At 66.7% G+C, this 25,817-nt stretch carries 18 protein-coding genes and 1 tRNA gene; 3 read left to right on the top strand and 16 right to left on the bottom strand.

The genetic code is table 11. From position 1 onward, the window contains the following. Positions 1-216: 216 nt before the first annotated feature. Positions 217-1,029, bottom strand: a complete 813-nt coding sequence (locus FNL14_RS16130) for a metal-dependent hydrolase (RefSeq protein WP_091418390.1) — start codon at positions 1,027-1,029, stop codon at positions 217-219. Positions 1,030-1,035: 6 nt separating this feature from the next. Then, positions 1,036-4,755, bottom strand: coding sequence for a transcription-repair coupling factor (mfd, locus tag FNL14_RS16125; protein WP_255470880.1), 3,720 nt, complete (start codon positions 4,753-4,755; stop codon positions 1,036-1,038). 176 nt (positions 4,756-4,931) lie between these two features. On the opposite strand from mfd, the gene FNL14_RS16120 reads away from it, so the two are divergent. From FNL14_RS16120 to FNL14_RS16110, 3 genes are read left to right on the top strand one after another with little or no spacing between them, the layout of a single operon-like run. Beyond that, positions 4,932-6,434: an SDR family oxidoreductase gene (locus tag FNL14_RS16120; protein WP_142061849.1), complete on the top strand. Its 1,503-nt coding sequence runs from the start codon at positions 4,932-4,934 to the stop codon at positions 6,432-6,434. 43 nt (positions 6,435-6,477) lie between these two features. After that, positions 6,478-6,975, top strand: coding sequence for a DUF2505 domain-containing protein (locus FNL14_RS16115; protein WP_091418393.1), 498 nt, complete (start codon positions 6,478-6,480; stop codon positions 6,973-6,975). A gap of 4 nt (positions 6,976-6,979) precedes the next feature. Beyond that, positions 6,980-7,201, top strand: a complete 222-nt coding sequence (locus FNL14_RS16110) for an SCO4848 family membrane protein (protein ID WP_091418395.1) — start codon at positions 6,980-6,982, stop codon at positions 7,199-7,201. A 122-nt stretch (positions 7,202-7,323) separates the two neighbouring features. Here the strand turns inward: FNL14_RS16110 and sufU are convergent, their stop codons facing one another. The 14 genes from sufU to FNL14_RS16040 all read right to left on the bottom strand — a co-directional run bounded on the left by sufU (position 7,324) and on the right by FNL14_RS16040 (position 25,676). Next, complete coding sequence (gene sufU / locus FNL14_RS16105; protein WP_142061846.1) at positions 7,324-7,773, bottom strand: Fe-S cluster assembly sulfur transfer protein SufU; 450 nt, start codon at positions 7,771-7,773, stop codon at positions 7,324-7,326. 27 nt (positions 7,774-7,800) lie between these two features. Then, positions 7,801-9,126 carry a cysteine desulfurase gene (locus FNL14_RS16100; RefSeq protein ID WP_142061843.1) on the bottom strand — a complete coding sequence of 442 codons (1,326 nt, stop codon included), beginning with the start codon at positions 9,124-9,126 and terminating at the stop codon, positions 7,801-7,803. A gap of 470 nt (positions 9,127-9,596) precedes the next feature. Continuing rightward, positions 9,597-12,200 carry a LuxR C-terminal-related transcriptional regulator gene (locus tag FNL14_RS16095; protein WP_370455871.1) on the bottom strand — a complete coding sequence of 868 codons (2,604 nt, stop codon included), beginning with the start codon at positions 12,198-12,200 and terminating at the stop codon, positions 9,597-9,599. Positions 12,201-12,252: 52 nt separating this feature from the next. Further along, positions 12,253-14,988: a LuxR family transcriptional regulator gene (locus FNL14_RS16090; protein ID WP_142061837.1), complete on the bottom strand. Its 2,736-nt coding sequence runs from the start codon at positions 14,986-14,988 to the stop codon at positions 12,253-12,255. 122 nt (positions 14,989-15,110) lie between these two features. Beyond that, the gene (gene pth / locus FNL14_RS16085) at positions 15,111-15,701 is read right to left on the bottom strand and encodes an aminoacyl-tRNA hydrolase (protein WP_091418404.1); all 591 of its coding nucleotides are present in this window, start codon (positions 15,699-15,701) and stop codon (positions 15,111-15,113) included. Positions 15,702-15,797: 96 nt separating this feature from the next. Next, positions 15,798-16,394 carry a 50S ribosomal protein L25/general stress protein Ctc gene (locus FNL14_RS16080; protein WP_091418405.1) on the bottom strand — a complete coding sequence of 199 codons (597 nt, stop codon included), beginning with the start codon at positions 16,392-16,394 and terminating at the stop codon, positions 15,798-15,800. Positions 16,395-16,684: 290 nt separating this feature from the next. Then, on the bottom strand, positions 16,685-17,665 hold the full coding sequence (locus FNL14_RS16075; RefSeq protein ID WP_091418407.1) for a ribose-phosphate diphosphokinase: 981 nt from the start codon (positions 17,663-17,665) through the stop codon (positions 16,685-16,687). A 2-nt stretch (positions 17,666-17,667) separates the two neighbouring features. After that, a complete protein-coding gene (glmU, locus tag FNL14_RS16070) occupies positions 17,668-19,146 on the bottom strand; it encodes a bifunctional UDP-N-acetylglucosamine diphosphorylase/glucosamine-1-phosphate N-acetyltransferase GlmU (protein WP_091418408.1) in 1,479 nt (492 codons plus the stop codon). Positions 19,147-19,254: 108 nt separating this feature from the next. Then, positions 19,255-19,326 (bottom strand) — tRNA-Gln (locus FNL14_RS16065). A 164-nt stretch (positions 19,327-19,490) separates the two neighbouring features. Then, positions 19,491-21,320, bottom strand: a complete 1,830-nt coding sequence (locus FNL14_RS16060; protein ID WP_142061834.1) for an ABC-F family ATP-binding cassette domain-containing protein — start codon at positions 21,318-21,320, stop codon at positions 19,491-19,493. Between the two features lie 34 nt (positions 21,321-21,354). Further along, entirely contained in the window at positions 21,355-22,317 is a 963-nt protein-coding gene (locus FNL14_RS16055) for a 4-(cytidine 5'-diphospho)-2-C-methyl-D-erythritol kinase (protein WP_142061831.1), read from the bottom strand. Further along, positions 22,314-23,186 carry a 16S rRNA (adenine(1518)-N(6)/adenine(1519)-N(6))-dimethyltransferase RsmA gene (gene rsmA / locus FNL14_RS16050; protein ID WP_142061828.1) on the bottom strand — a complete coding sequence of 291 codons (873 nt, stop codon included), beginning with the start codon at positions 23,184-23,186 and terminating at the stop codon, positions 22,314-22,316. The genes FNL14_RS16055 and rsmA overlap by 4 nt, the downstream gene beginning before the upstream one ends. Positions 23,187-23,307: 121 nt before the next feature. Beyond that, positions 23,308-24,489 (bottom strand): resuscitation-promoting factor, encoded by a 1,182-nt coding sequence (locus FNL14_RS16045; RefSeq protein ID WP_142061825.1) that lies wholly within the window; start codon positions 24,487-24,489, stop codon positions 23,308-23,310. 281 nt (positions 24,490-24,770) lie between these two features. Next, on the bottom strand, positions 24,771-25,676 hold the full coding sequence (locus tag FNL14_RS16040) for a TatD family hydrolase (protein WP_142061824.1): 906 nt from the start codon (positions 25,674-25,676) through the stop codon (positions 24,771-24,773). Between the last annotated feature and the right edge of the window lie 141 nt (positions 25,677-25,817).

Raw genomic sequence — 25,817 nt, 5'->3', positions numbered from 1 at the left:
ATGTGCATTTCAGGGCAATCCGTCGTGGTCGTTGGAGGGGTTCCGGCTGAGGAAAACGGCAGTAATCCGTTCCCCATCTGGATGTCTCATAACCTCAGCCCCGAATCCCCAAGGTTTCGAGAGGCATCGCGGTCCCAGCCAGCCACTGATCAGAACCCGTCTGTGCAAACCCCGGAATTAAGCGCGATCATGTGCAGTCGGCTTCTGAAAACGACATTAGAACCAGATGCGGGTCCAGGCTTCGGCTGCCGCCGCCACGCTGGTCCAGTGGGTCCGGGCTATCGCCCAGCCGGCCACGCACAACCCCACCATTGCGTACGCGCTCACGGGAATGAGCAGCAGCCATTCGCGCTTGGACCCCGCCCGGCCGAGCAATGGCAGGGACAGTGCGCCGTTGGGCCGCCACACCTGGCGCAGCAGCGGCAGCCGGCGCAGCACCTTGGGCGGCCGGATCACCAGCGGCCACAGAAGGGGCACCCCGTTGGTGGTGATGAGGTCCCCCACAATATGCACAAGCACGCCCGTGAGCATCGAGACGGGCAGCCAGGTCCACTGGTCCGGTGCGAACCAAGTGACAAGCCCGGCCATGGTCAGCGCGAAGATCCAGTTGCTGATGAAACCGGCCTTCGGGAACAGCTTCAGCGCCTTGGCCGCGATATTGATCATAAACATGCACAGCAGTCCGGCGCCCACGGACAGCAGGCCCCACTGGGTCTGCAGCTGGAACTGACCGGCCAAGGTGGCCAGCAGCACAAAGAAGGCGGCTCCGAGGACCGAGTGCGTCCCCTGACGGTGCCCGCCGCTGGCATTTTCAATTCCAACGGCGATCAGATTCGACAGGGGCGGCAGGGCATTCGCTACCGTGCTGTGCCGGTGGTCCCAGTCGCACACCAGGGCGGTGCCCGCCGTCGCCATCCCGCCGATCAGGATCCCGGTGGCGTCCAGCGGATACCAGCCAAGGGTGTACGGCCCCGTTGAGGCAATAGCTACCCACGCCGCGGCTCCCGACGCGGCGTGATGTCCTCCCATCAAGTCCTATCCCACCGCCAGCGGTGCGTCCGAGAAGATGTTCCGGATGACCCCGTTGGCCCATTCCAGGATTTCCGCATCCTGCAGGTCCCGGCCGCCGATCTTGGCCGTTTTCGGCTTGGGGATCAGCACGGCGTCGAGGGCCGGCTTTGACTGGGACCCCGGATACATCCGGTTCAGCCGCATCACCTTGGACTCCGGCAGGGTGGCCGGCGAGAACTTGATGAAGTTGCCCTGGAGTGCGACGTCGGACAGGCCGGCTTCCCGGGCTCCCACCCGGAAGCGGGCCACGGCCACCAGGTTCTGGGCGGGCAGCGGCGGCTCGCCGTACCGGTCCACCAGCTCAGCCAGGACTTCGTCGATGGCCTCGTTGGTGAGGGCTGCCGCGAGCTTGCGGTACGCCTCCAGCCGGAGCCGCTCCCCCGGCACGTAGTCGTGCGGGAGGTGGGCGTTGACCGGCAGTTCGATCTTCATCTCGGCGGCCTTCTCCTCGGCCTCGCCGCGGAAGTCTGCCACGGCCTCCCCCACCAGGCGGATGTAGAGGTCGAAGCCCACGCCCTGGATGTGGCCGGACTGTTCGCCGCCCAGCAGGTTGCCGGCGCCGCGGATTTCGAGGTCCTTCATGGCCAGCTGCATGCCTGCGCCCAGTTCGTTGTGCGTGGCCACCGCTTTGAGCCGTTCCAGTGCCACTTCACCCAGCGGCTTCTCCGACGGGTAGAGGAAGTAGGCGTACGCACGCTCGCGGCCACGGCCCACGCGCCCGCGGAGCTGATGAAGCTGGGACAGGCCGTACTTGTCCGCGCCGTCCACAATCAGGGTGTTGGCGTTGGAGATGTCCAGGCCGGTTTCGATGATGGTGGTGCACACCAGCACGTCGAACCGTTTTTCCCAGAAGTCGACGATGATCTGCTCCAGGCGGCTTTCGGACATCTGCCCGTGGGCCACCTCCACTCGGGCTTCCGGGACGAGCTCGCGGATCTTGGCGGCGGTCCGCTCAATGGTGGACACCCGGTTGTGGACCAGGAACACCTGGCCCTCGCGCATCAGCTCACGCCGGATGGCGGCGGAGGTCTGCTTGTCCGTGTAGGGCCCCACGTACGTCAGGACAGGGTGGCGTTCCTCCGGCGGGGTGGCCAGGGTGGACGTTTCCCGGATCCCGGTCAGGGACATTTCCAGCGTGCGCGGAATCGGGGTGGCACTCATGGCCAGCACGTCCACGTTGGTGCGCATCTTCTTCAACGCTTCCTTGTGCTCCACACCGAAGCGCTGCTCCTCGTCCACGATCACCAGCCCCAAGTCCTTGAACTCGAAGTCCTTGGACAGCAGCCGGTGGGTGCCGATCACCACGTCAACAGATCCGCTCTTGACGCCTTCCACCGTTTCCTTGGTTTCCTTGGTCCCCTGGAAGCGGGACAGGGCCTTGACCCGGAGCGGGAACCCGGAGAACCGCTCGGTGAACGTTTCGTAGTGCTGCTGGGCCAGCAGGGTGGTGGGCACCAGCACGGCCACCTGCTTGCCGTCCTGCACGGCTTTGAACGCGGCACGCACGGCGATTTCCGTCTTGCCGTAGCCCACATCGCCGGAGACCAGCCGGTCCATGGGGATCTCGCGTTCCATGTCCGCCTTGACCTCGTTGATGGTGGTCAGCTGATCGGGGGTCTCCACGTAGGGGAAGGCTTCCTCGAGCTCGCGTTGCCAGGGAGTGTCCGGGGCGAAGGCGTGGCCGCGGGAGGCCATGCGGGCCGAATACAGCCGGATCAGCTCGCCCGCGATCTCCTTGACGGCCTTCCGGGCCTTGGACTTGGTGCTGGCCCAGTCCGCGCCGCCCATCTTGCTCAGGACCGGGGTGTCGCCGCCGACGTAGCGCGTCACCTGGTCCAGCTGGTCCGTGGGGACAAACAGCCGGTCCCCCGGGGCGCCGCGCTTGGACGGCGCGTACTCCAGGACCAGGTACTCGCGCACGCCGTCACCGCCGCCGGCAACCTTGCGCTGGATCAGCTCCACGAACCTGCCGATGCCGTGCTGTTCGTGCACCACGTGGTCGCCCGCAACAAGCTGCAGCGGGTCCACCGCGTTTCGGCGCTTCGAGGGCATGCGGCGCATGTCCTTGGTGGAGCCGGCGGAGGTCCGGCCCAGGAGGTCCGCTTCGGTGAGCAGGCCGAGTTTGAGGCCGTCCAGGACAAAGCCGCGTCCGACGGCGGCAGTAGTCACCTCGATGATGCCCGCCTGGGGTTCGTGGTCCAGGCTGTCCACCCGGGCGCAGGGGATGTCCGCGTCGTGGAACAGTTCGGCAAGGCGCTGGGCGGGGCCGGGGCCCTCGGTGGCCACCACGATCCGCCACTGGTCGCGCACGTGAGATCCGATGAACTCCATCATTTCGGCCACATCACCCTGGTAGCCGCGGGGTTCGCGGGCGTGCAGGTTCAGGACGTCGATCTCGGGCAGCAGTTCCTCGTCCTGGGCCAGCGATGTAATGGACCACCACGAAACCCCGTGCTCCAGGGAGGAGGTGCGGGTGTCCGTCAGTGACCGGAAGCTGGCGGAATGGAGGGCAGCGCTTGCCTGCGAGCTGAGGTCCAGCGGCGCGGTCCCGCCGTCGGACGCGGTGGACCAGGCCGCTTCCAGGAATTCCTCATTGGTGGCGGCGAGGTCGTGGGCGCGCGTGCGCACCTTCTCCGGTTCGATCACCACGGCGATGGATTCGGCGGGCAACTGGTCAACGAACGGGACCATCGCATCCACCAGCACCGGCGCCAGGGACTCCATGCCCTCCACGGCAATGCCGCCGGCGATCTTTTCCAGCATGTCAGCTGCGGCCGGAAGCTGGGCCTTGAGCGTGGCGGCGCGGGACATCACCGACGGCGTAATGAGGATTTCGCGGCACGGCGGGGCATGCAGTTCAGTGGGGTGGTGCAACCCGGGCGAAGACAGCGAGCGCTGGTCGGCCACAGCGAACCAGCGCATCTGGTCCACTTCGTCGCCAAAGAATTCCACCCGGATGGGATGGTCCTCGGTTGGCGGAAACACGTCGATGATGCCGCCACGGACGGCAAACTCGCCGCGGTGGGTCACCATGTCCACCCGGGCATACGCGGCGTCGGCCAGGCTCCGCACCACGTCGGTGAACGGCTTCTCCTGGCCCACCTTCAGGGTGACGGGGACCAGCTCGCCCAGGCCGGCCACAACGGGCTGGACCACCGCGCGGACAGGTGCCACCACCACCCGGAGCGGCCCCGCCGTCGACGTTTCCGGGTGCGCGAGGCGGCGCAGCACGGACAGCCGCCGCCCCACAGTGTCCGAGCGCGGTGAAAGCCGCTCGTGCGGGAGCGTCTCCCAGCTGGGGAATTCGGCCACGGCATCGGCAGGCAGGTATGCGCGCAGGGCGGCGGTAAGGTCCTCCGCCTCCCGCCCCGTGGCGGTGACCGCCAGGACCACGCCCGGCCCCGCACCGTCCGCTCCCCCGGCAGCTGCAGCCACGCCGTCGGCCATCTCGGCGAGCAGCACAGGCCGCAGCCCGGCCGGGGCACTGATCTGGTAATCCTGGCCGCGGACGGCGAAGCCGCGGGCAGCCTCCGCACGGACCCGGGCGAAGGTCTGGTCCGCGGCGAGGGCGCGGCGCAGCCCCTCCAGCGAAGGGCCTACGCTGGACTTGCCGGTGCTGGATTTACCGGTGCCGGACTTTCCAGCGATGGATGTGCCGGCGGTGGACGGGCCGGGAAGGCTCATGGCAGAAGCTCCTGTGGTGTTGCGAAAAAGCAGGCAGCGCGAAAACCCGAAATTCGCTGCGAATCCCGGGCAGTTCCAGCCTACCCCCAGCCGATGACATGGCAGCCGTCCACAGCCGCCGCGGCTCCGAACCCCTGAACAGGGACAGGCAAGGAAACAGGACGAGAGGGCACAGCATGAGCGGAACCGGCAAGCATCCAGCCAAAACTGTCCTGGTCACCGGCGCCACCGGCTACATCGGCGGCCGCCTGGTGCCCAGGCTCCTGGACGAGGGGCACACGGTCAAGGTCCTGGTGCGCTCCCCCGGCAAGATCGCCGGCGTCCCGTGGCGCGACCAGGTGGAGGTGGTGGAAAGCAGCCTGGACGACGGCGGGGCGTTGCAGGCGGCGCTGGCCGGCGTCGACGTCTTCTACTACCTGGTGCACTCCATGGCGGCCGGTGCCGGCTTTGAGGCAAAGGAACAGGCGATGGCACGGACTGCTGCCGGTGCCGCAGCCGACGCCGGCGTGGAGAGGATTGTCTACCTGGGCGGACTCCACCCCACGGGAGTTGAGCTGTCCACCCATATGCGCTCCCGGGAGGCTGTGGGCCAGATGTTCCTGGACAGCCCGGTGGACGCCATTGTTTTCCAGGCCGGCGTGGTGATCGGCTCGGGGTCGGCGTCGTTCGAGATGATCCGGCACCTGGCCGAAACCCTGCCGCTGATGCCGGCGCCCAGCTGGGTCCGGAACCGGATCGAGGCGATCGCCGTGCGCGATATCCTCTACTACCTCGTCTCCGCGGCGTCGCTGGAGGGCCCGCTCAACCGCACGTTCGACGTCGGCTGCCGCCAGGTGCTCACGTACGCCGGCATGATGCAGGAGTACGCTGCGGAAGCCGGCCTGCCCTACCGGCCGGTGCTGGCCCTGCCGGTTCCGGCGCCCAAGCTGGCCGGCATGTGGGTGGCCCTGACCACCCCCATCCCGCTGTCCATGGCCGTGCCCCTGGTCCAGTCGCTGCAGCACGACGCCGTCGCCAATGAGCACGGCATCGACCAGTACATTCCGCAGCCCGACGGCGGCCTGACCGCCTACCGCACCGCCGTCGCCCTGGCCTTGGGCAAGGAACGCGACGGACAGGTGGAGACCACGTGGGCCAACGCCGGCGTCGATGCAGATCCCCTGCCGAGCGACCCCGACTGGGCCGGGCACAAGGTGTACACCGACGAACGGACCTTCCATGGCGACGTCGATCCCGCCCACGTGTGGACGGTCATCGAAGGCATCGGCGGACGGAACGGCTGGTACTCCCTGCCGCTCGCCTGGCAGGTGCGCGGCTGGCTGGACAAACTGACCGGCGGCGCCGGGCTGCTGCGCGGACGCCGGCACCCGCGCACCCTGGCCACGGGTGAAGTGGTGGACTGGTGGCGGGTGGAACGGATCGAGCGCGGGAAACTGCTCCGGCTCCGGGCCGAAATGCGGGCGCCGGGGCGTGCCTGGCTGGAGCTGTCCGTGGAACCGGACGGGAACGGCAGCCGCTACCGGCAGCGGGCCATTTTCTTCCCCAAGGGGCTGAGCGGGAGGCTGTACTGGCTCGCTGTCCTGCCGTTCCACAGCCTGATCTTCCCCGCGATGGCAAGGAATATCACCGGCGCGGCGCGGAAACTGGCGGATGCGGAGGCAGGCGTCCGGACCCCGTAGGATGTTTGGAGCCTAATCCGACCCCCACGTCCCAGGAGGACCAATGGCCTTGAGCGCAACCACCACCCTTCCGCACTCCGTCCCCAGCGTTGCAGCTGTCCTGGTGAACGAGGATTTCCAGCGCCACGTCAGCCAGCTGGTGGGCGGCACCCTGGAATCCTTCACTGTTGACGGCGATCTTGCCGGCGCATTCAGCGCCACGTCCGTCCGGACCCTGCCCACCACGCGGCTGCCGGAGATCGCCCGTAAGTTCGTGGGTGAGCACCTTAAGGTGACCCAGGTGGAGAACTGGGATGCTCCCGCCGCGGACGGTTCCCGGCAGAGCAACATTTCCCTGAAGATCGCCGGCGCCCCCGTGGACGTCACCGCCGTCCAGCGGCTGGTAGCGGCCGACGGCGGCACCCGCGTGGAGCTCGAAGGCGCCGTTAAGTCCTCGGTGCCGTTCCTGGGCGGCAAGATTGCCGACGCTGCCGAACCGATGGTTGCCAAGGCACTGAACCTGCAGGCCCAGCAGGCACAGGCCTGGCTGGAAAGCCACTAGGCGCGTGGAACTGCCCGTCTTTGCCGCGCTCGTCCTGATCGTTGCCGGCATCTGGTCGCTGGTGGTCTGGCCGCAGTTCCTGCGCCGGGTCATGAAGGATCCGCGCGCCCGAGACGCCGCCGGCAAGGCCACCAAGTTCCTCACCGTCCACGTGGTGCTGGTAGCCATCTCGATGGTGCTGGGTGCGGCCACGGCCCTGATTGGAATTCTGGGGCTGTTCAGCTAGGCCCCGTCCGGCATCAACAAGGCCCGCCACGCATCAGACCAGACCGCCAGGCATTAAAACCGTCCGGCCCTCATCCCGTTGGGGAGGAGGGCCGGACGTTTTGCTGTCCTGGTTTTTGCGTCTCAGGCGGCCTGGTTGAGCGCGTCCTCGGCGGCAACCCAGGAAATCATGGCGCACTTGACCCGTGCCGCGTACCGGGCCACGCCCTCAAACGCTGCTGCGTCTCCCAGCAAGTCCGGGTCTGCATGGAGCTTTCCCCGGGATCGCAGGACCTCGCGGAAGCTGTCGATCACCTCGTGAAGTTCCGCCACGGTCATGCCCTCTGCCAGGTCGGTCAGCACAGAAGCCGAGGCCATGGAGATGGAGCAGCCCGCGCCGTCCCAGGCTACCTGTGCCACTTTCCCTTCGCTGACGGCCAGGCGCAGTGTTACTTCGTCGCCGCAGACCGGGTTGAGCTGGTGGGACTGGCCCGTGGTGGCGCCGTTGGGCGCGTCGGTGCCGGCCAGTCCGCTGCCATGGCGGGCTTTGGAATGGTCCAGGATGATCTGCTGGTACAGCTGGTCGAGGCTCATGGGTTTACCTTCAGGGTGTGTGGGGTCTTAGGCGCGGAAGTAGGCACGCACGCCCGCGACGGCATCAAGGAACTGGTCGACGTCGTCCGTGGTGTTGTAAAGGTAGGCGCTCGCCCTGGTGGTGGCGGTCAGACCCAGCCGTCGGTGCAGCGGCTGGGCACAGTGGTGGCCCACCCGCACCGCGATGCCCCGCGAGTCCAGGAACTGGCCCACGTCATGGGCGTGGACACCGTCGACGTCGAAGGCGGCGAGCCCGATGCGGTCCTGCCCGGCTGCAGGCCCGAGGACGCGGATGCCCGGGATGGATTCGAGGCCGGTGACCATCCGCTGGCCGAGCTCGGCCTCCCACCGGTGGATCCGGTCCAGCCCTGTTTCGGTCAGGTAGTTCACGGCCGCGGCCAACGCCACCGCCTGGGAGATGCGCTGGGTGCCGGCTTCGAAGCGCTGGGGCGCCGGAAGGTACTCGGCCCGCTCCATGGTGACTGTGGTGATCATGGAGCCGCCAGTCAGGAACGGCGGCAGCACGTCCAGGATGTCCTGCTTCCCGTAGAACACACCGATTCCCGTGGGTGCGAGCATTTTGTGGCCGGAGAACACCGCAAAGTCCACATCCAGCTCTTTGACGTCCAGCGGCATGTGCGGGGCGGACTGGCAGGCGTCCAGCACCACCAGGGCTCCGGCCTGCCGGCCCAGGGCTGCGAGTTCAGTGACGGGGTTGATGGTGCCCAGGACGTTGGAGGCGTGGGTGAAGGCCAGGAGCTTTGTCCGGCCGTTCACGATCTCCCTGGCCGCGTCCATACGGAGGCTGCCGGCGTCGTCCACGGGGATGTACCGCAGGGTGGCCCCGGTGCGGAAGGCGAGTTCCTGCCAGGGAATGAGGTTGGCGTGGTGCTCCATCTCGGTGACCACGATTTCGTCACCGGGGTTCAGGGCAAGCTCCTTGAGCCGGGCGTCGCCCCGGCCCTGGGCCGCCCACAAGCCCGCGTTGGACAGGGCGTAGCTGAGGAGGTTCAGGCCCTCGGTGGCGTTGGACGTCCAGATGACCTCCGAGTAGTCGGCGCCCACAAAGTCGGCCACCGTCTGCCGTGCGTCCTCGAACGCCTCGGTGGCCTCGACCGCGAGATGGTGGGCGCCGCGGTGCACGGCTGCGTTGCGTTGCTCGTAGAACTCCTGCTCGGCCTCGATGACGCTGAGCGGATTCTGTGACGTGGCGCCGGAGTCCAGGTAGATCAGCGGGCGGCCGTTGACCAGTTGGTCCAGGACCGGAAAATCGTTGCGGATGCGCTGCACTTCGGCGTTGTCCATCACCGGTACGGCACGTTCCAGTGTGGCTGGCGTTGAAACTACGGCCAAAACAAACTCCTTGAAATGCCAACGGATGACACTCAATTGTCCCACACACGGCTGTGGCGGCCGCCCGGTGGGGGCAGCCGCCACAGTCGCTCCGGGCTTCAGCCCGCGGAATGGAGGGCCGGCGACGGCTGGGGGGAGAGTCTCGGTCTCAGAAGACTCTGACGTCGCCGGCCCCGTCCAGCCCGGTCCCAGTGGACCGGAAGTTTGTTGGATACAAGGCCTGGTTATGTTCCCGCCGCTGCGGCTTCTTTCGTGCCGCTTGCTTTGGTTCCATAAGTAAATACTCCGGGGCCACCCGGCACACGAGTAGGGTGTACTCGAATTCCGCCACCTGGGACTACCTAGGGTCGGCGGATACCCGCAGGCCCCCGGAAAGCGCCCGGGAGTGCCGCGGGGATGGTGGACAGAGGGCATGGAAGTGCCCGGCCGGTGCCTCCAGGGAAGCACAACCGGGGGCTCTGGCGGGAGAGCTACTTGGGCAGTGCTGACTCCAGCTCATCCCGGCTCCGCACGCCAAGCTTGACGTACGTGCGGTACAGATGGCCCTCCACGGTGCGCACCGACACCATCAGCCGCTGGGCGATTTCACGGTCCGTGAGGCCTTGGACGGCCAGGCCCACAATGTCCTGTTCACGCCGGGTAAGGTGGACGGCCGGTGCCGCGGCGATAAAGCGGCCTTCCCGGAATCTTTCGCCGAGTTCGTGGTCGCATTTCTCCCGCAGCGCCACGGCCTGCCTGGACCGCCGGCGTTCCCCCGCCTGTTCCAGGAGGGTGCTGGCACGGGCGTAGGCCTCCCGTGCCAGGTTCACGAAGCCCGCTTCCTCCAGCGCGGAGGCCGTCTCCATTAACGCATCCCCGTCCGCTTCTTCCCACCGGGCGGCCAGGGCAAGCATTGCCTGGGCCCACCGGCCCTCCACGCCCTGGGCAACCGCCTGCACCATCGGGATGACCGAGGGGTCGCCCAGATCCCAGCAGACGGCAAGGAGCTCAAGCAGGGTTCCGGCCCTCGCGGTGGCATCCGGCGTGGTTGCCAGCGTGTGCAGCGCGGCAAGGCCTTTGCCGTCCCGGGACAGGTACTCGGCGGCTGCGGCGCTGTAGGCAGCGGCAAGGAGCTCGTGGGCAGGCCCGCCTGCGGCCGCATCGCTGTAGTCCTGTTCCAGTCGCTGCGCCTGGGCCGAATCGCCCAGTCTCGCGGCAACATAAAAGCCCAGGGCTGAAGCGAAGCGGAACAGCTGCAGGGGATCGTTCAGCCGGAGTGCCTCCACGGCCGGCAGCAGCACCTGGTATGCACGCTCCATCCGGCCCTGCCGCAGCAGGGAGTAGCCCCGCAGCACCTGGAGGCTGCCGCTGAAGGTGGCGGACCCAGGCCCGTGGCTTGCGGCGTAATTGTCGAGCTCCCGCTCGGCCGATTCCCACTCCCCCATGGCAAGGTAGTCGGTCACCAGCCGGCCCAGCACAAACTCGGTGTAGAAGAACAGGCTGTCTTCCAGCGGAGGCAGCTCGGAAGCGGCCAGCAGCGCCGAATCCAGGCCCTCGGAGGCGCGGCCGGTGGCAGCCAGGGCGTGCGCCAGGAGTGCCTCTCCCAACGCCCTGAGCGGTTCGCCTCCGGCATCCGCGGAGGTGCTGTTCCTGATGTCCCTGACCTCCGCGGCCAGCGCTTCGGCGTCCACGTCCCCGCCCAGCTCCAGGAGCCGCACAACGCGCAGGAGCTGATCCGGTGCCGGGCTGTCGCCGTCCTCCCGCTGTTGGACGTGTCCGCGCATGTCCTCTGCGAGGGCGTTGAGCGGGGCGCCATTCGCCTGGTGGGCGGCTGCGCGGAGCAGTACGACGGCGGGACCTTCCGCCGTGCCGGACAACTGCCGCCAGCAGGCGTCCAGGAGGTCGGCAGCCGGCCCGTACATGCCCTCGTTATAGAGCGCCCGGGCCTGGATGGCCTTGGCCAGGGGCACCAGTGCAGGATCCCTGATTTTGGCGGCTATGGTGCGGGCACTGTCGTTGCGGAACCGCCTCAAGGCTTCGCGGGCGGCCTGCAGCATTTCGGGATCAGGAATCCGCAGGCCAACCTCGAATGCCCACTCGACGGAGCGGAGCATGCCCTCGCCGCGCAGGGCTGCCCCGTCCTGATGGGCCCGGATCCGTTCCAGCAGTTGCAGGCTCCGGGACACTGACAAGGTGTTCCTGATGGCTTTGGCGAACAGGGCGTTCCACATGGAGAGTTCGGAGGGAATCCCGGAACTCTCGGAAACCATCTGCTGGTCAATGAGGGACCGGACCACGGCGGCCCCGCTGATGTCCTCGATCACTTTCCGGCCTACCGGTCCGGCGAGGGCTATGAGCTTCAGGGCCTCCTGTTCCTCCGGCGCCCGCCGGAGGTGGTCCTTCGTCACTACAGCCGTGAGCTGGGGGCCGTCAGAAGGCAGGGCTCCCAACAGTATCCAGATGCCGTTCCGTTTGGCCAGGACGCCCGTTTCCGCGGCATCGTGCAGCAGTGCGTCCAGGATGCGCGGGTTGCCGCCGGAGCCATGCCAGACAGCATCAACCGTGGCCGGCGGAACGGTTCCGTCGAGGACGTGGGCCAGTACCTCTTCGATCTGTTCCCGGTTCAGGGGCCGCAGGTCCACCCGTTCGGCAAGGCCGTCGTACCAGAGCTGGTCCAACGGCTGCGGGAGGCCGGGCCGGGGCCTGGCAGCAGCCACCACCGTAGCCCAGCCGGCAGAGATGAGGTCTGCGAGTACGCCGGCGGAGGCATCGTCCAGGTGGTGGGCATCATCCACCACCAGCAGGACGGGGGCGCCGCGGCCTGCCTTGAGTTTTTCGAAGTAGGTCCACATTGACCGCAGGACCGCTACCGGCGAGACGGACTCTTCAGCGCTCAGGTCGCCCGTATAGGGGGTGAGGACGCCGAAGGGCACGGCCGCGAGGGCGGAGCTGCCGTGGATCTGCAGGATGTTCAGCTGCCCGGCGAGACGTTCGGCAATCGCCTCGGTTACGGACGTTTTGCCGATGCCTGGTCCTGCCATGAGGAAAACCGCATGGCTGCTGCCGTTCCGGACAATATTGCAGATCCGTTCCAGCGGCTCCCGCCTCCCGGTGAGGGCGCGGTGGGCTGTTTGCGGTTTGTGGCCGTTAGACGAGTCCAGTCAGATCACCCCTGGAAGTTACGCCGAGCTTAGTGAAGACCTGGTACAAATGGCCTTCAACGGTTCGGACTGACACACCCATTTCCAGGGCGATGTCACGGTTTGAGGCTCCCCGGCCGGCGAGCCGCGCGATCTGGCGCTCCCGCGCGGTGAGCAGCGGGCTGCCGCTGCTGGGCATGATGGGAAGATTTGCCACCGTGGCCGCCAGGATGTCCAGCCTGGCCTGGGCGGTGCGGGCGGAGACGGCGTCCCCGTCCTGCCGGGCGAAGTCCACGGCCAGCGCCATGCAGCGGGCTTCCACCGCGTCCAGTTCCAGCGTGGCCGCCAGTTCACCGGCTGCGAGGAGGGTTTTGGCGTCCTTGGTCCGGCTGCCCAGCGCAATGAGCCGGGAGACCTCTGCCAAAGGACCCTGCCGGTGCCCGGCGATGTCCTCCAGGAGGCGGAAGTCGGCGTCGCTGCCGTTGACCGTGGCAGCCAGCAGGCTGATTCCTGCCATGGTGTAGATCCCTGCCCTCATGTGCCGCTCGGCCGACTGCTTCAGTCCGGCCACGGCTTCGGCGTCGCCCAGCCAGCGGCCGGCAACCAGGGCGCAGAACTCAATGATTTTCTCGGCGGAAAAACTGGCTTTGCCGGGAGTCCTTTGGAGTTTGCCCAGATACTTCCGCGCCTGGGTGCCGTTGCCGGTCTGGGCATATGCGAGGGCCGTTGCGGCGTAGGCCGAGCGGAGGGCGCTTTGGGCCGGCTGGAGCTCCAGCTGGGCCACCGCCGAAATCAACGGGTCCAGGGCCGCGCCGCCACGCCCCGAAAAAACATAGGCCAGGCCGGCCGCAAGTTCGGACGCGGCGCTCCGGTAAGGCATACGGTCCGGTTCGCCGTCGGGCCGCTGTCCGACAAGGTCGATGCAGCGGCGCCATTGCCCGGCGGTCAGCAGCACCACGAAGGCCTCCCTGGTGAACTGCTCGCGCAGGCCCACCACGTGGGACGCATCCGAGATTTGCCCGCCAATCCTCCGCATCAGGCTCAACGCGTCCATTTCCCGCCCCGTCATGGACAGTGCGCTCATCAGGATGACGGAAGCCTGCATCCGGTAGGACGTGTCCGGGTTGAGGGCCGGATCCGCTGCTGCCTCAAGCTCCGGAATCATGTCAGCGTAATCACCGGCGAACGCGCGGTACTCGAACCCGCTTAATGCCACCCGGTGTGCGGCGGCAACGGCCCGGTGCGGCCACGTGGCGTGGCCTGTGGCGGCATCCAGCCTTTCCTTTGCCGCGGCAAGGAGAGCCGGAATCTTGCCTGCCTGCTCCGGAAGCCACAGCATCACCTGGGCCTTCGCCGCCACAACGTGGGCGTACTCTTCCACTCCCACGCTGTCCAGTTCGGGCTGCGAGATGTCATCCAAGGCTGAAAGGGCCTGAACGGGCAGGTTCAGCTGAAGGTAGGCGGCGGCCTTGTGCCGCTGGGCCGGCACCCACTCCCGGTCCGTCCTCTTGAGCATGTCCGCGTAGGACAGGGCGAAATGGGGATCAAAGAGTTGAACGGCGGCTTCAGCGGCGGCGAGGGCCAGTGCCGGGCTGAGTTCGGCTTCGCATTCATGGGTCCAGGCGGCGAAGGCCATCAGCTCATCGACTGCCATCTCCGCCGGCTCGGGTTCCGTCCCGCCCAGGAGCCCGCTCCGTAGCTCCCGCCGCCGGGCAATGCTCAACCAGGAGCGCACTACTTCGCCGATGTATTTCTCACGCAACGAGACCCAGCGGTGGTCGGAGTCGTCGATCTCCAGCAGGCCCGCGTCCTCCATGTCTGCCACGACGTCGGCACTGTAGAGGGCAGTGAGCCTTCCGAGTTCCACACGCCGGGCGCAGGAAAGCATTTCGATGACTTCGCGGGTTTCCGGCGTCTCCCTGGACCAGCGGGAGCGGACGATGTCATCAAGGCTGGCGGCGCCGTCGAGCACCACTTTGTCGCGAAGCGTCCAGACGGAGTCGGAAAGGACCAGGTTCCCGGAAAGTTTTTGTTCGGTGACCAGGGCCTTCAGCAGCAGCGGGTTGCCGCCCACCGTGTGGTGGTAAGTGGCAACCAGAGAAGCGGAGACCCGGTGGCCCAGCAGGGACAGCAGCACCTGGCGCGTTTGCAGTTCATTCAGGTTGCTGAGCCGGACCTCGGTCAGGCGCCGGTCCGTGAGCAGCCAGTGGAAGTCCGGGGGAAGGTCGCTGATCTTCGGTGCGACGGCGATGATCTTTGCGGTGCCGGTCAGGAGTACGTTCAGGAGCACCCCGGCGCTCATGTCGTCAATGCTTCGGGACGTATCAAGGGTGATGACGCAGGGCCGCCCGGCGGCATCGCTCCGGATCAAGGAGGTGATGCCGCGCAGGATGGCGGTGGGCGAGCCCATGTACGCCTGGGGCAGGCGGGCGAGGAGGAAGGAAAGGCAGCCATAGGGGGTGTTGGCGCCGGAAGGGCCGCTGCGGAGTTGAAGCGACCAGGTATCAGGGCCAAGGTCGGCCACTGCGGCCCGGGCAAGTGATGACTTTCCCACGCCTCTGCCGCCGGTGATAACGACGCCGAGGGAATCGTCAGTGGTCAGCGCTGCCCGGATGGATTCAAGGTTTGCGCTGCGGGCAGGGGCAGACCACTGTTGCCCCCCTGGTGTTCCGGAGGTTTCGGTCTGCAGCCCAGCGCCCTGAGGTGTTGACCCACGTCCCCAGCTGAGTGGCTCGATTGACATGAACTTATCCCCTACGTCCCCTGGTGGCGGGATGTAGCCCCATTGCTCCCCCGCCTTGGAGTTAGAGTACATCGTCGTGCAGACAAGGAAACAGGTTCATGCGACTTTAAGTTTTTATGTCGCTATCGCTCAGACTTTGCAGAATGGAACTTCTGCTGCGCCGCCAGCAGTCCGTCACGCGCCAGCAACTCCGCTGCATCGGCCGCCTCATCCAGCAGGAAGGGCAGCTCTTTGAGCTCGGCTGTGCCGAAATCCCGCAGCACGAAGTCGGCGGTGTCCATCCGGCCGGGCGGCCGGCCCACTCCTACACGGACGCGGTAGTAGTCCTTGGTGCCGAGCGCTTTGGAGATGTCGCGCAGCCCGTTGTGGCCGCCTTCTCCCCCGCCAATCTTGAGCTTGACCGTATTGAAGGGGATGTCGATTTCATCGTGCACTGCCACCACATGATCCGGGTCGATGCCGTAGAAATTGGCCAGGGCCGAGACAGGGCCGCCTGAAACGTTCATGTAGCTCATGGGTTTGGCCAGCACCACGCGGGGGCCGCCGATTCCAAGCCGCCCCTCCACCACCTGTGCCCGCGCCTTGTGGGTCTTGAAACCTGCCCCCACCCGGCCTGCGAGTTCGTCCAGCACCATCTGGCCCACGTTATGCCTGTTGCCTTGATACTGGGCTCCGGGGTTTCCGAGGCCGACGATCAGCCAGGTGTCAGTCATGGGTCAATCCTAAAGTGGAGTATTGGGACGCGCGGCAAGTGGGCAGAGACGACAGTGGCCGGACCCTTGGGGTCCGGCCACTGCACATCAGCGGAATTACTCGGCCGCTGCCGCGGAAGCGCCTTCAGCAGATTCCTCGGCGCCTTCCTCGGCGGACTCGGTGGCCTCGGAGATGTTCACAACGAGTGCATCGGCGTCGGCCAGCAGGACGGCGCCCTTGGGCAGGACCAGGTCGGAAGCGTGGATGTGCTGTCCGGCGGTGCGGCCTTCGATGTTAACCTCGACGGCGGTGGGCAGGTGGGTTGCCTCAGCCTCGAGCGAGATGACGGTCAGTTCCTGGTTGTAGGCGTTGCCGGGGGCAACTTCGCCAACAACGTGGACGGGGATGTCAACGGTGACCTTTTCGCCCTGGCGGACGGTCAGCAGGTCGATGTGCTCGATGATCTGCTTGATCGGGTCGCGCTGGACATCCTTCACGAGGGCCAGGTGGCCTTCACCGTTGATGTCCAGGGACAGCAGGGCGTTGGCCGTGCGGACAGCCAGGGTGGTGGCCTTGGCCGGGAGGGTGATGTGGATGGGCTCTGCGCCGTGGCCGTAGATGACGGCGGGGATCTGGTTGTTCATCCGGGCGCGGCGGGCATAGCCCTTGCCGAATTCGGTGCGTACTTCTGCTGCGAGCTTCTGCTCAGACATGGAGATCTCCTTGAAAACTAAACGGTGTTCAGCAAGGGCGGAGGTCTGTTGCGACCTTCAACGCCAGGCGGCCCGGAGGCGGCCCACTTCGAAGGGAGATTCAGACCCAGTCGATAACGGAGACTGCAGTCCGGTTCCCGCAGCTGCGGCAACCGGCGTTCTCCCTCGCCAAGGTATCGCTGAAGAGTCTACCAGCGCCGGACCGGATGGCCGAATCGGGTCCGGGCCGGCGCCGGTGGTTGAGCTTGTGAAACCAGGGTTTCGACCAAGCTCAACCACCGGCAGTGTGGTCAGGCTTTGCCGTCGAAGAGGCTGGTGACGGAGCCGTCGTCGAACACTTCACGGACGGCGCGGGCGATCAGCGGCGCGATCGAGAGCACCGTCAGCTGCGGGAAGCGCTGAGATGCGGAAAGCGGCAGGGTGTTGGTGACCACTACCTCACGGGCACCGGACTCCGAGAGGCGCTGCGCGGCCGGCTCGGAGAAGACTGCGTGCGTGGCCGCGATGATGACGTCCTTGGCTCCGGCGTTCTTCAGCACATTGACTGCGCCGGAGATGGTTCCGCCGGTGTCGATCATGTCGTCGATCAGCACGCAGGTGCGGCCTTCGATCTGGCCCACCACGGTCTTGGAAACGGCCTGGTTGGGAACGGTCAGGTCCCGGCTCTTGTGCACGAAGGCCAGCGGGGCGCCGCCCAGGCGCTCAGCCCACTGCTCCGCGACGCGCACACGCCCGGTGTCCGGCGAAACCACGGTGATGTTTTCCGCGTTCACCCGGGTCCGGATGTAATCGGCAAGCAGCGGGATGGCCATCAGGTGGTCCACCGGGCCGTCGAAGAATCCCTGGATCTGCGAGGTGTGCAGGTCTACGCTCATGATGCGGTCCGCACCCGCGGTCTTGTATAGGTCTGCCACCAGGCGGGCCGAGATGGGTTCGCGGCCGCGGCCCTTTTTGTCCTGCCGCGCGTACGGGTAGAAGGGTGAAACAACAGTGATGCGCTTCGCGGAGGCCCGTTTCAGCGAGTCGATCATGATCAGCTGTTCCATCAGCCAGTTGTTCAGCGGGGCGGGGTGCGCCTGGATGACGAAGGCGTCAGTTCCGCGGACGCTTTCGCCTGCTCGCACGTAGATCTCACCGTTGGCGAAGTCGTAGGCATCCACCGGCAGCAGTTCAGTGCCCAGTTCCTTGGCGATCTCCCGGGCCAGCTCGGGGTGGGCACGGCCGGTGGCCAGCACCAGCTTCTTTTCGCCGCGCGCCGTGATTTCGCTCATTATTACTTGCCCTCTTCTGTAGATGCCGGGGTACTTGAGGAATGTGAGGTGGCTGCCTGGGCCAGTTCGGCGGAGCGGGTGCCGGGCCGGTTGGCCTGCACCCAGCCCTCGGTGTTGCGCTGAGCAGCAACCGTCAGGGCCAGCGCGCCCGCCGGAACGTCCTTGCGGATCACCGCGCCGGCGCCGCTGTAGGCACCGTCCCCCACGGTGACCGGGGCAACAAAGACAGTATTGGAGCCGGTCCGGACGCCTGAGCCGATGACCGTGCGGTGCTTCTTCTCGCCGTCGTAATTGGCAGTGATATTGCCGCAGCCGATGTTGGTGTCCTCGCCGATCTCGGCGTCGCCGGCGTAGCCAAGGTGAGACAGCTTGGAGCCGCGGCCGATGGTGACGTTCTTGGTCTCATAGAACGCGCCGATCTTGCCGCTTTCGCCCAGGACAGTGCCGGGACGCAGGTAGGTAAAGGGGCCGACGGCGGCGTCCGGGCCGATGACCGCGCCGGAACCATGGGTGCGGACCACTTTCGCGCCTTCGCCGACGGTGACGTCGGTCAGGGTGGTGTCAGGGCCAACGACGGCGTCCCGTGCCACGCTGGTAGCACCGTGCAGCTGGGTGTTGGGCAGGAGCCGGACGTCCTCTTCGAGGGTCACGGAGGAATCGATCCAGGTGGTGGACGGGTCCACCACGGTGACGCCCGCCCGCATCCAGGCTTCCACGACGCGGCGGTTCAGTTCAGCGCCGAGGGCAGCGAGCTGGACGCGGTCGTTCGCGCCTTCCACCTGCCACCGGTCTGCGGTGACGACGGCGGCCACGCGGCCACCTGCCTGACGGGCCAGTGCGAGCACGTCGGTGAGGTACTTTTCGCCCTGCGAGTTGTCGGTGGTGACGTGGGCCAGCGCGTTGCGGAGGACGGCGGCGTCGAAGGCGTAGATGCCGGAGTTGACTTCGCGGATGAGGCGCTCGGCATCGGAGGCATCCTTGTGTTCGCGGATGCCGGTGACGGTGCCGTCTTCGGCGCGCAGGATCCGGCCATATCCGGTGGCGTCGTCCAGGACAGCGGTGAGGACCGTGACCGCGTTGGCCTCGCGTTCGTGCGTGGCCACCAGTTCGGCCAGCAGGTCCCCGGAAAGAAGCGGCACATCGCCGTAGGTCACCACGACCGTTCCCGTGAGGATCTGCTCGGCGTCGAGGGCCTGCAGGGCGACCTCCACAGCGCGGCCGGTTCCGGGGACGTCGTCCTGGTCCACGATCAGCGCGGCCGGATCAAGGTCGGAGAGGTGGCGTGCCACGAGGTCGCGCTCGTGGCGGACCACCACGGCCAGCTGGCGGGGGTTGATGCTCCGTGCTGCCAGGAGCGCATGCCCCACCATGGACCTGCCGCCGATTTCATGCAGGATCTTGGGGGTACGCGATTTCATCCGGGTACCGGCGCCTGCCGCCAGGACGATGACTGCGGCCGGGCCGGTGTTCTCGGGGATCACGTACGGGCTCTCCTTGCTTGGTTATGCTGGCGCTTGCGGCGCCCGCCCGGCTTCCAGCCGGCGGGGCAACCGATTTGTCGTGCTGACTGAACGCTTCTGGCACAGCAGTTCCGCCCATAGGATTCGAACCTATACTCCACGGCTCCAAAGGCCGGGGTGCTGCCGTTACACCAGAGCGGACCGTGCCGAAGGCGCAAGCCCCGGGCACAAGTCCCTATTTTGCCACGGGTTCGGGCCGCCGCGCGACACGGGGCCGCCCGGCACGGACCATAGGGGCCACAACGGTCGCCAGGCGGCGGCGACTGGCGGCTTCCGGAGTGGACCGTGATGCCGGGCTGAGCAGCCTATTGGCCCAGGACTTCGGAGGCTTCAAGCCATTCGAGCTCGAGCGCGTCCTTTTCGTCGGCGAGGTCCTTGAGCTCCTTGTTTTGTTCGGCGAGGGCGTCGAAATCGGACTGCTCCGTGCTCTTCACCATCTGGTCGTGGAGCTTCTTTTCCTGCTGTTCCAGCTTCTTGAGCTGGCGCTCGATCCTGTTCAGCGCTTTCCGGGCGTCGCGTTTTTGTGCTTCGGAAGGCCCGGCGGGGGCTGCAGCCGCCGCACCGGAGGTCCCGCCCGTGACGGGGTTGCCGCCGCCGGTAATGGTGGAACCAGCCAGGGTGGCTTCCCGGAGTTCCAGGTACTGGTCCACGCCGCGCGGCAGGGCGCGGATCTTGCCGTCGCCCAGGAGGGCCATCTGGTGGTCGGTGACGCGCTCCAGGAGGTACCGGTCGTGGCTCACCACAACAAGTGTTCCCGGCCAGCCGTCAAGGACGTCCTCCACTGCTGCGAGGGTGTCCGTGTCAAGGTCGTTGGTGGGCTCGTCGAGCATCAGCACGTTGGGCTCCCCCACCAGCAGCCGCAGCAGCTGGAGGCGGCGCCGCTCGCCGCCGGAGAGGTCCTTGACCGGGGTCCACTGCTTCTCGTTGGTGAAGCCAAGCTGCTCCACGAGCTGGCCTGCCGAAAACTCCTTGCCGCCCACGTTGAAGGATCGCTTCTCCCGCTCGATCACTTCGATCACCCGCAGGTCGGAGACGTCGTCGAGCTCCTTGACCTCCTGGGTCAGCACGGCCGTGACCACGGTCTTGCCGCGCTTGAGTTTGCCGGACGTCGGCTCGATCTGGCCGTTGAGCAGTTTCAGCAGTGTGGTCTTGCCGGCACCATTGACACCCACCAGCCCCAGCCGCTCGCCGGGCGCGAGGCGCAGGGTGATGTTGTCAAAGAGTTTTTGCCCTTCGCTGCCGCCGAGGAAGTCCAGCGAGACGTTCTCCAGGTCCAGCACGTCCTTGCCGAGGCGGGCGGTGGCCATCTTGCTCAGTGCGGTGGAGTCCCTGGGCTCCGGGACATCGGCGATCAGGGCATTCGCCGCTTCAATCCGGAACTTCGGCTTGGCGGTCCGTGCCGGGGCACCCCGGCGCAGCCACGCGAGTTCCTTCTTGACCAGCTGCTGGCGCTTGCTTTCCATCACCGAAGCGGCGCGGTCCCGCTCGGCGCGGGCCAGGACGTACGCCGCGTAGCCGCCCTCGAAGGGATCCACGATGCCGTCGTGTACTTCCCAGGTTTTGTTACAGACCTCGTCCAGGAACCAGCGGTCGTGGGTGACCACCAGGAAAGCCCCTTGGTTCGCCCGCCAGCGCGTCTTCAGGTGCCGGGACAGCCAGGCAACGCCTTCCACGTCCAGGTGGTTGGTGGGCTCGTCCAGCATGATGACGTCGTGGTCCTCAATCAGGAGCTTGGCCAGTGCAACACGGCGCTTCTGGCCGCCGGACAGGGCGTGGACGTTGGCGTGCCAGTCGACGTCGGACACCAGCCCGCCCATGATCTCGCGGATCTGCGGGTTCCGCGCCCATTCGTAATCCGCCTGGTCCCCCACGATCGCGGCACCGACTGTCAGGTCGCCGTCGAGCACGTCGCTTTGGTCCAGGTACCCCACGTTAACGTCCCCGCGTTTGGTGACGCGGCCGGAATCAGGGTTGGACCGCAGCGCCAGCAGGCGCATCAGGGTGGACTTTCCGTCGCCGTTCCGTCCCACCATGCCAATGCGGTCACCCTCTTCAAGCCCGAGGGTGATGCCGTCCAGGACGGTGCGGGTGGCGTAGGAGACGGTGAGGTTCTCGCCGCCAAGAAGGTGTGCCAAAGGGAACTGCTTTCTGCTGCTGGAACTGTAGGTCTTACAGGACGGTGTCGGAGATGATTCGCGCGCCGGGAACGGGGCCGTGGACGGCGAGGGCCGTCAGGCCGTAGCGCCGCAGGTTCTCCGCCAGGCCCTCTGCGGCAACGGGGTCATCGGCCAACAGCGCCACGGTGGGGCCCGAGCCGGAGACGATCCCGGCAACGGCACCATGTGATTCGCCGATTCCCAGCGTATCGCGCAATGAGGGCGCCAACTCGATAGCGGCCCGCTGGAGGTCGTTGACCAGGACGCGGCTGAGGGCTTCTGCGTCCCCGCTGCGGAGCGCGGTGAGGATCTGCGGGTCAACGCCGGTGGGCTCGGCGCCTTCGATGCCCTCTGCCGCCCGCAGCCGGTCCAGCGTCCTGTAGACCTCCGGAGTGGGGAGCCCGTAGTCCGCCGTGACCAGGACCCAGTCCGTCTGCGCCTTGGCCAGCGCCGGGGAAAGTTCGTCGCCCACCCCGAGGCCGACGGCGGTTCCGCCCAGCAGCGAGAACGGGACGTCTGCGCCGAGCTCGGCGGCCAGATGGGCGAGTTCCTCCCGCGAGAGGCCGCTGTTCCACAGTGCGTCGCAGGCCAGCAGGGTTGCGGCGGCGTCGGCTGAGCCGCCGCCCATGCCGCCTGCCACGGGCACGCGCTTGGTGATCTCGAGGTGGACACCCGTTGGGCGTTCGGAAACGTCCGCCATGATGGCCGCCGCCTTGAAGGCCAGGTTGTTCCCGTCCAGGGGGATGTCCACGGCGTCCAGGTCCAGTGTGCTGTCCGGGCTCAGGCTGACGGTGATCCCCGGTGTTTCGGTACTGGTGGCCGCGACTTCCTCATACAGGGACACGGCGAGGTAAACGCTGGCCACCGAATGGTAGCCGTCCGGCCGCAGCGGGCCGACGCCCAGGGAGACGTTCACCTTCCCCGGCGCCTTGGCCCTGACGGTCCTGGCCGCGAAGCGTCCCGGAAGGGCGTTCACGCGCGGGCCTCACGGGCTTCGGCGATCCTTGCGAAGGCGGAAATGTCAATGACTTCACCACGGGCCGTGGGATCGACGCCGGCGGCAACCAGGCAGCGCTCAGCCTCCGGGGCGCTGCCGGCCCAACCGGCAAGGGCGGCGCGCAGGGTCTTGCGGCGCTGGGCGAAGGCGGCATCAATCACCGCGAAGACCTGTTCCCGGGTGGCGGTGGTGGCCGGAGGTTCGTGCCGGTTGAAGGACACCAGTCCGGAATGGATCTTGGGGGCCGGCCAGAACACGTTCATTCCAATCACTCCGGCCTTGCGCATGTGGCTGTACCAGGCAGCCTTCACGGACGGCACGCCGTAGATTTTGGATCCCGGCACGGCAGCCAGCCGGTCAGCCACTTCGTCCTGCACCATCACCAGGCCGTGCTGGAGGCTGGGGAAATGCTGCAGCAAGTGCAGCACAACGGGCACGGCCACGTTGTAAGGGAGGTTGGCCACCAGCGCGGTGGGCTGGACGGGGAGTTCTGTGACCTTCATGGCGTCAGCCTGGACCAGATGGAAGTTTCCGACGGCGGCAGGGCGCCATTCCTTGACGGTTTCGGGGAGCCTTGCAGCCAGTACAGGGTCGATTTCCACGGCCACCACGGCGGCGGCTGCGTCCAGCAGGCCGAGGGTCAGCGACCCGAGGCCGGGCCCTACTTCGAGCACCGTTTCTTCCGGTCCAACGCCGGCCGCGGCCACGATCCTGCGGATGGTGTTGCCGTCAATGACAAAGTTCTGGCCCAGGGTCTTGGTGGGGCGGATGCCGATCTCTTCCGCCAGCCGGCGTATGTCAGAGGCACCAAACAGCGGTGCGGGCGCGGCGGGGATGGGTTCAGTCACCTAGGTATCCTATCCCGCGTGCCGGTCCCGGCCTGCCGGGCAAAGCCGCGGTTAAGTGCCGCGGCCGGGCCCGGAAGATCCGGGCCCGGCCACGTGGAGCAGGCTGCAGTTGTGCCGTGCGTCAGCTGCTGGCAGCCCAGCCGCAGCCCCAGGGCTGGAGGCCGCGCTGCGCGTAGACGCGGTTGGCGATGTCGATCTGCTGGGCCTTGGTGGCCAGGCTGGCGTTGGGAGCGTAGGCGCCGCCGCCAGCGCCGATCCAGGTGCGGATATCGAACTGGAGGCCGCCGTAGTAGCCGTTGCCGCTGTTGATGCTCCAGTTTCCGGTGGACTCGCACTGGGCGATCTTGTCCCACATGGCTTCGTTCATCATGGCCGGGGCCGCCGCGCCGGTGTTGGCACCGGCACTGGCACTGGCCGCGGGGGCCGGGGCGGCCTGGGCCACAGGCTTGGCCTTGGTGCCCACCGTGATCTTCTCGGTGACGGGCTGCGCGGTGACCGATTCGGTAACGAGGGTGCGGGATGCCTCGCGGCCGTCAACGAGTACCAGCTTAAAGGTCTTCTCCAGCTTGCCGGCGGCACCGGCCTGGGTGACTTCCTTTTCACCCTTCAACAGCTCGGCACTTTCAACCGTTTCGGTCTTGAAGGGCACGTCCTCGGTGGTCACTGCGGTCTGGCCGGTATCCACGCGGGAGACCTTGATCACCATGTTGTTGACCACGTGGGCGTTGGCGGGCTGGGAGGAGCGGTCGTTGGCTCCAAGGGTCAGGCCGGCATCCTCCAGGACCTTGCCCACGGTGGCGGCAGTGGTGGTGGCCGCCTGGACCTTGCCGTCGGCGACGATGCTCACGGACTTGGGGGTGGAGATGGAAACGAAGGATCCAGCGACTGAAAGCTGTGCGTCTTTGGGAACCGAGACGGACGACGCGCTTGCGACTCCAAGTTCGGTGACCAGTCCTTCAACGTCCTGGGCGGTGGTGTTCACCGTTTTTTCGGAGCCGTCGAGGCTGACTTTGACTTCCTTGGCCTGGTTCACGTTGATGACCGTGCCGTTCTGGACGGTGGCGTCGATGGCGGGGGAAACCCGGTCCGCCGGCTTCAGTTCGAGGTTGGCGCTCTTAACGACCTGCCCCACTGTTCCACCGAAGGTTTGAACGGAAGTTACCTTGCCATCAACGTTGAGCGTGATGGTTTTGTTATTGCCCACGAAGGCTACGAGTCCCACCACCAGTGCGCACAGCACCAGCAGCTGGGTTCCAACCTTGAAAAAGCTGAACTTGCCGGCCGTTGTGAAGAACTTGACCACGATTGCCCGTAACTTTAGCTCCGTCCGGGCACGGGGAGAGCGCAGTAAAATGCCCGGGCACCACCTCGAAGAGGGGTAGTCCGGGCACCATCGCGCCGCCACACTCCTGCCTGCGGGCAAGCCGGGACAAGCCCGGCATATCACGCTGCGGAAGAAGTGAATTTATCCGGTGGCCTTCCCCGACCCCGGCTAATAGTTTTCCACTGTAACCGTAGCGTTATAAAGCCGCCAAGAAATTTGCATACCAGGTATTTGCCTGAACACGACCACGCAACGTGTTCTTAATCCCACTTTCCGTAAGCGCGCACGGTATTTTCGCTGATGCCGGCACATAGCCCGGCGAGGTCCCGGCTTGTCAATTCCGCCATGGCCCGCACCGTATAGGGGACCATGTAGCTGGCATTGGGCCTCCCCCGGTGGGGATGCGGGGTCAGGAAAGGAGCGTCCGTTTCCACCAGCAGGAGTGCCGGGTCCGCTGCGGCGAGCGCGGCCCGCAGGTTCGCCGCGTTCTTGAACGTCAGCGTCCCGGCGAAGGACATCCACCAGCCTTCACGGTTGCAGATCGCCGCCAGTTCCTCGTCGCCTGAGAAGCAATGGAAAACCACCCGTTCGGGGGCGCCTTCTTCCTTGAGCACCTGCACCACATCGCTGTGGGCGTCGCGGTCATGGATCTGCAATGTCAGGTCCAGCCGCTTGGCGATGTCGATGTGGCGGCGGAAGGAGTAGCGCTGGTGGGCCAGGCCCTCTCCCTCGGTCCGGAAGAAATCAAGGCCGGTTTCGCCGATGGCACGGATCCGGGGGTGGGCAGCCAGTTGCTCGATCTCTGCCAGCGCCTCTTCCAGCTGGCCCCGCGCGGCATAACGCGGCGCATCGTTGGGGTGGAGGGCCACTGCCCCCAGCAGCCGTTCATCCAGGTCAACCGCCTGCACCGTGAACCGGGATGATTCCAGGTCGCAGCCCACCTGCACGGCACCCTGGACGCCTACCGCCGCAGCAGCGTCAAGGGCTTCCTTGATCCCCACCGGCGCCTCTCCGTCCGGGAAGTCGAGGTGGGTGTGGTTGTCCATAACGGGCACCGGCAAGGGTTCAGGAGCCGGGGGAAACTCCCGCTGCCTGGGGCGTTCGGATTCCGGCGCATCACCGGCAGCTGGAGCACGGTACGCGGCGGGGATCAGCGGATTGCACATCCATCAAGCCTAAACCGACAGTGCAGCCCCATATTTGTTGGAACTCTCTGTCTGTGGTGGCAGTTGTGTTAGTAGTCTGGTACGAACACATGCGGACGCCCACCGACGGGCGAAGGCAGGGCCAGCTGTCCCGTCCAGGTG

It is taken from the genome of Pseudarthrobacter sp. B4EP4b (genome assembly GCF_006680095.1).
Lineage (GTDB): Bacteria > Actinomycetota > Actinomycetes > Actinomycetales > Micrococcaceae > Arthrobacter.
The sequence above is the reverse complement of the archived record's forward strand: the minus strand, read 5'-3'. Positions and strand labels throughout refer to the sequence as shown.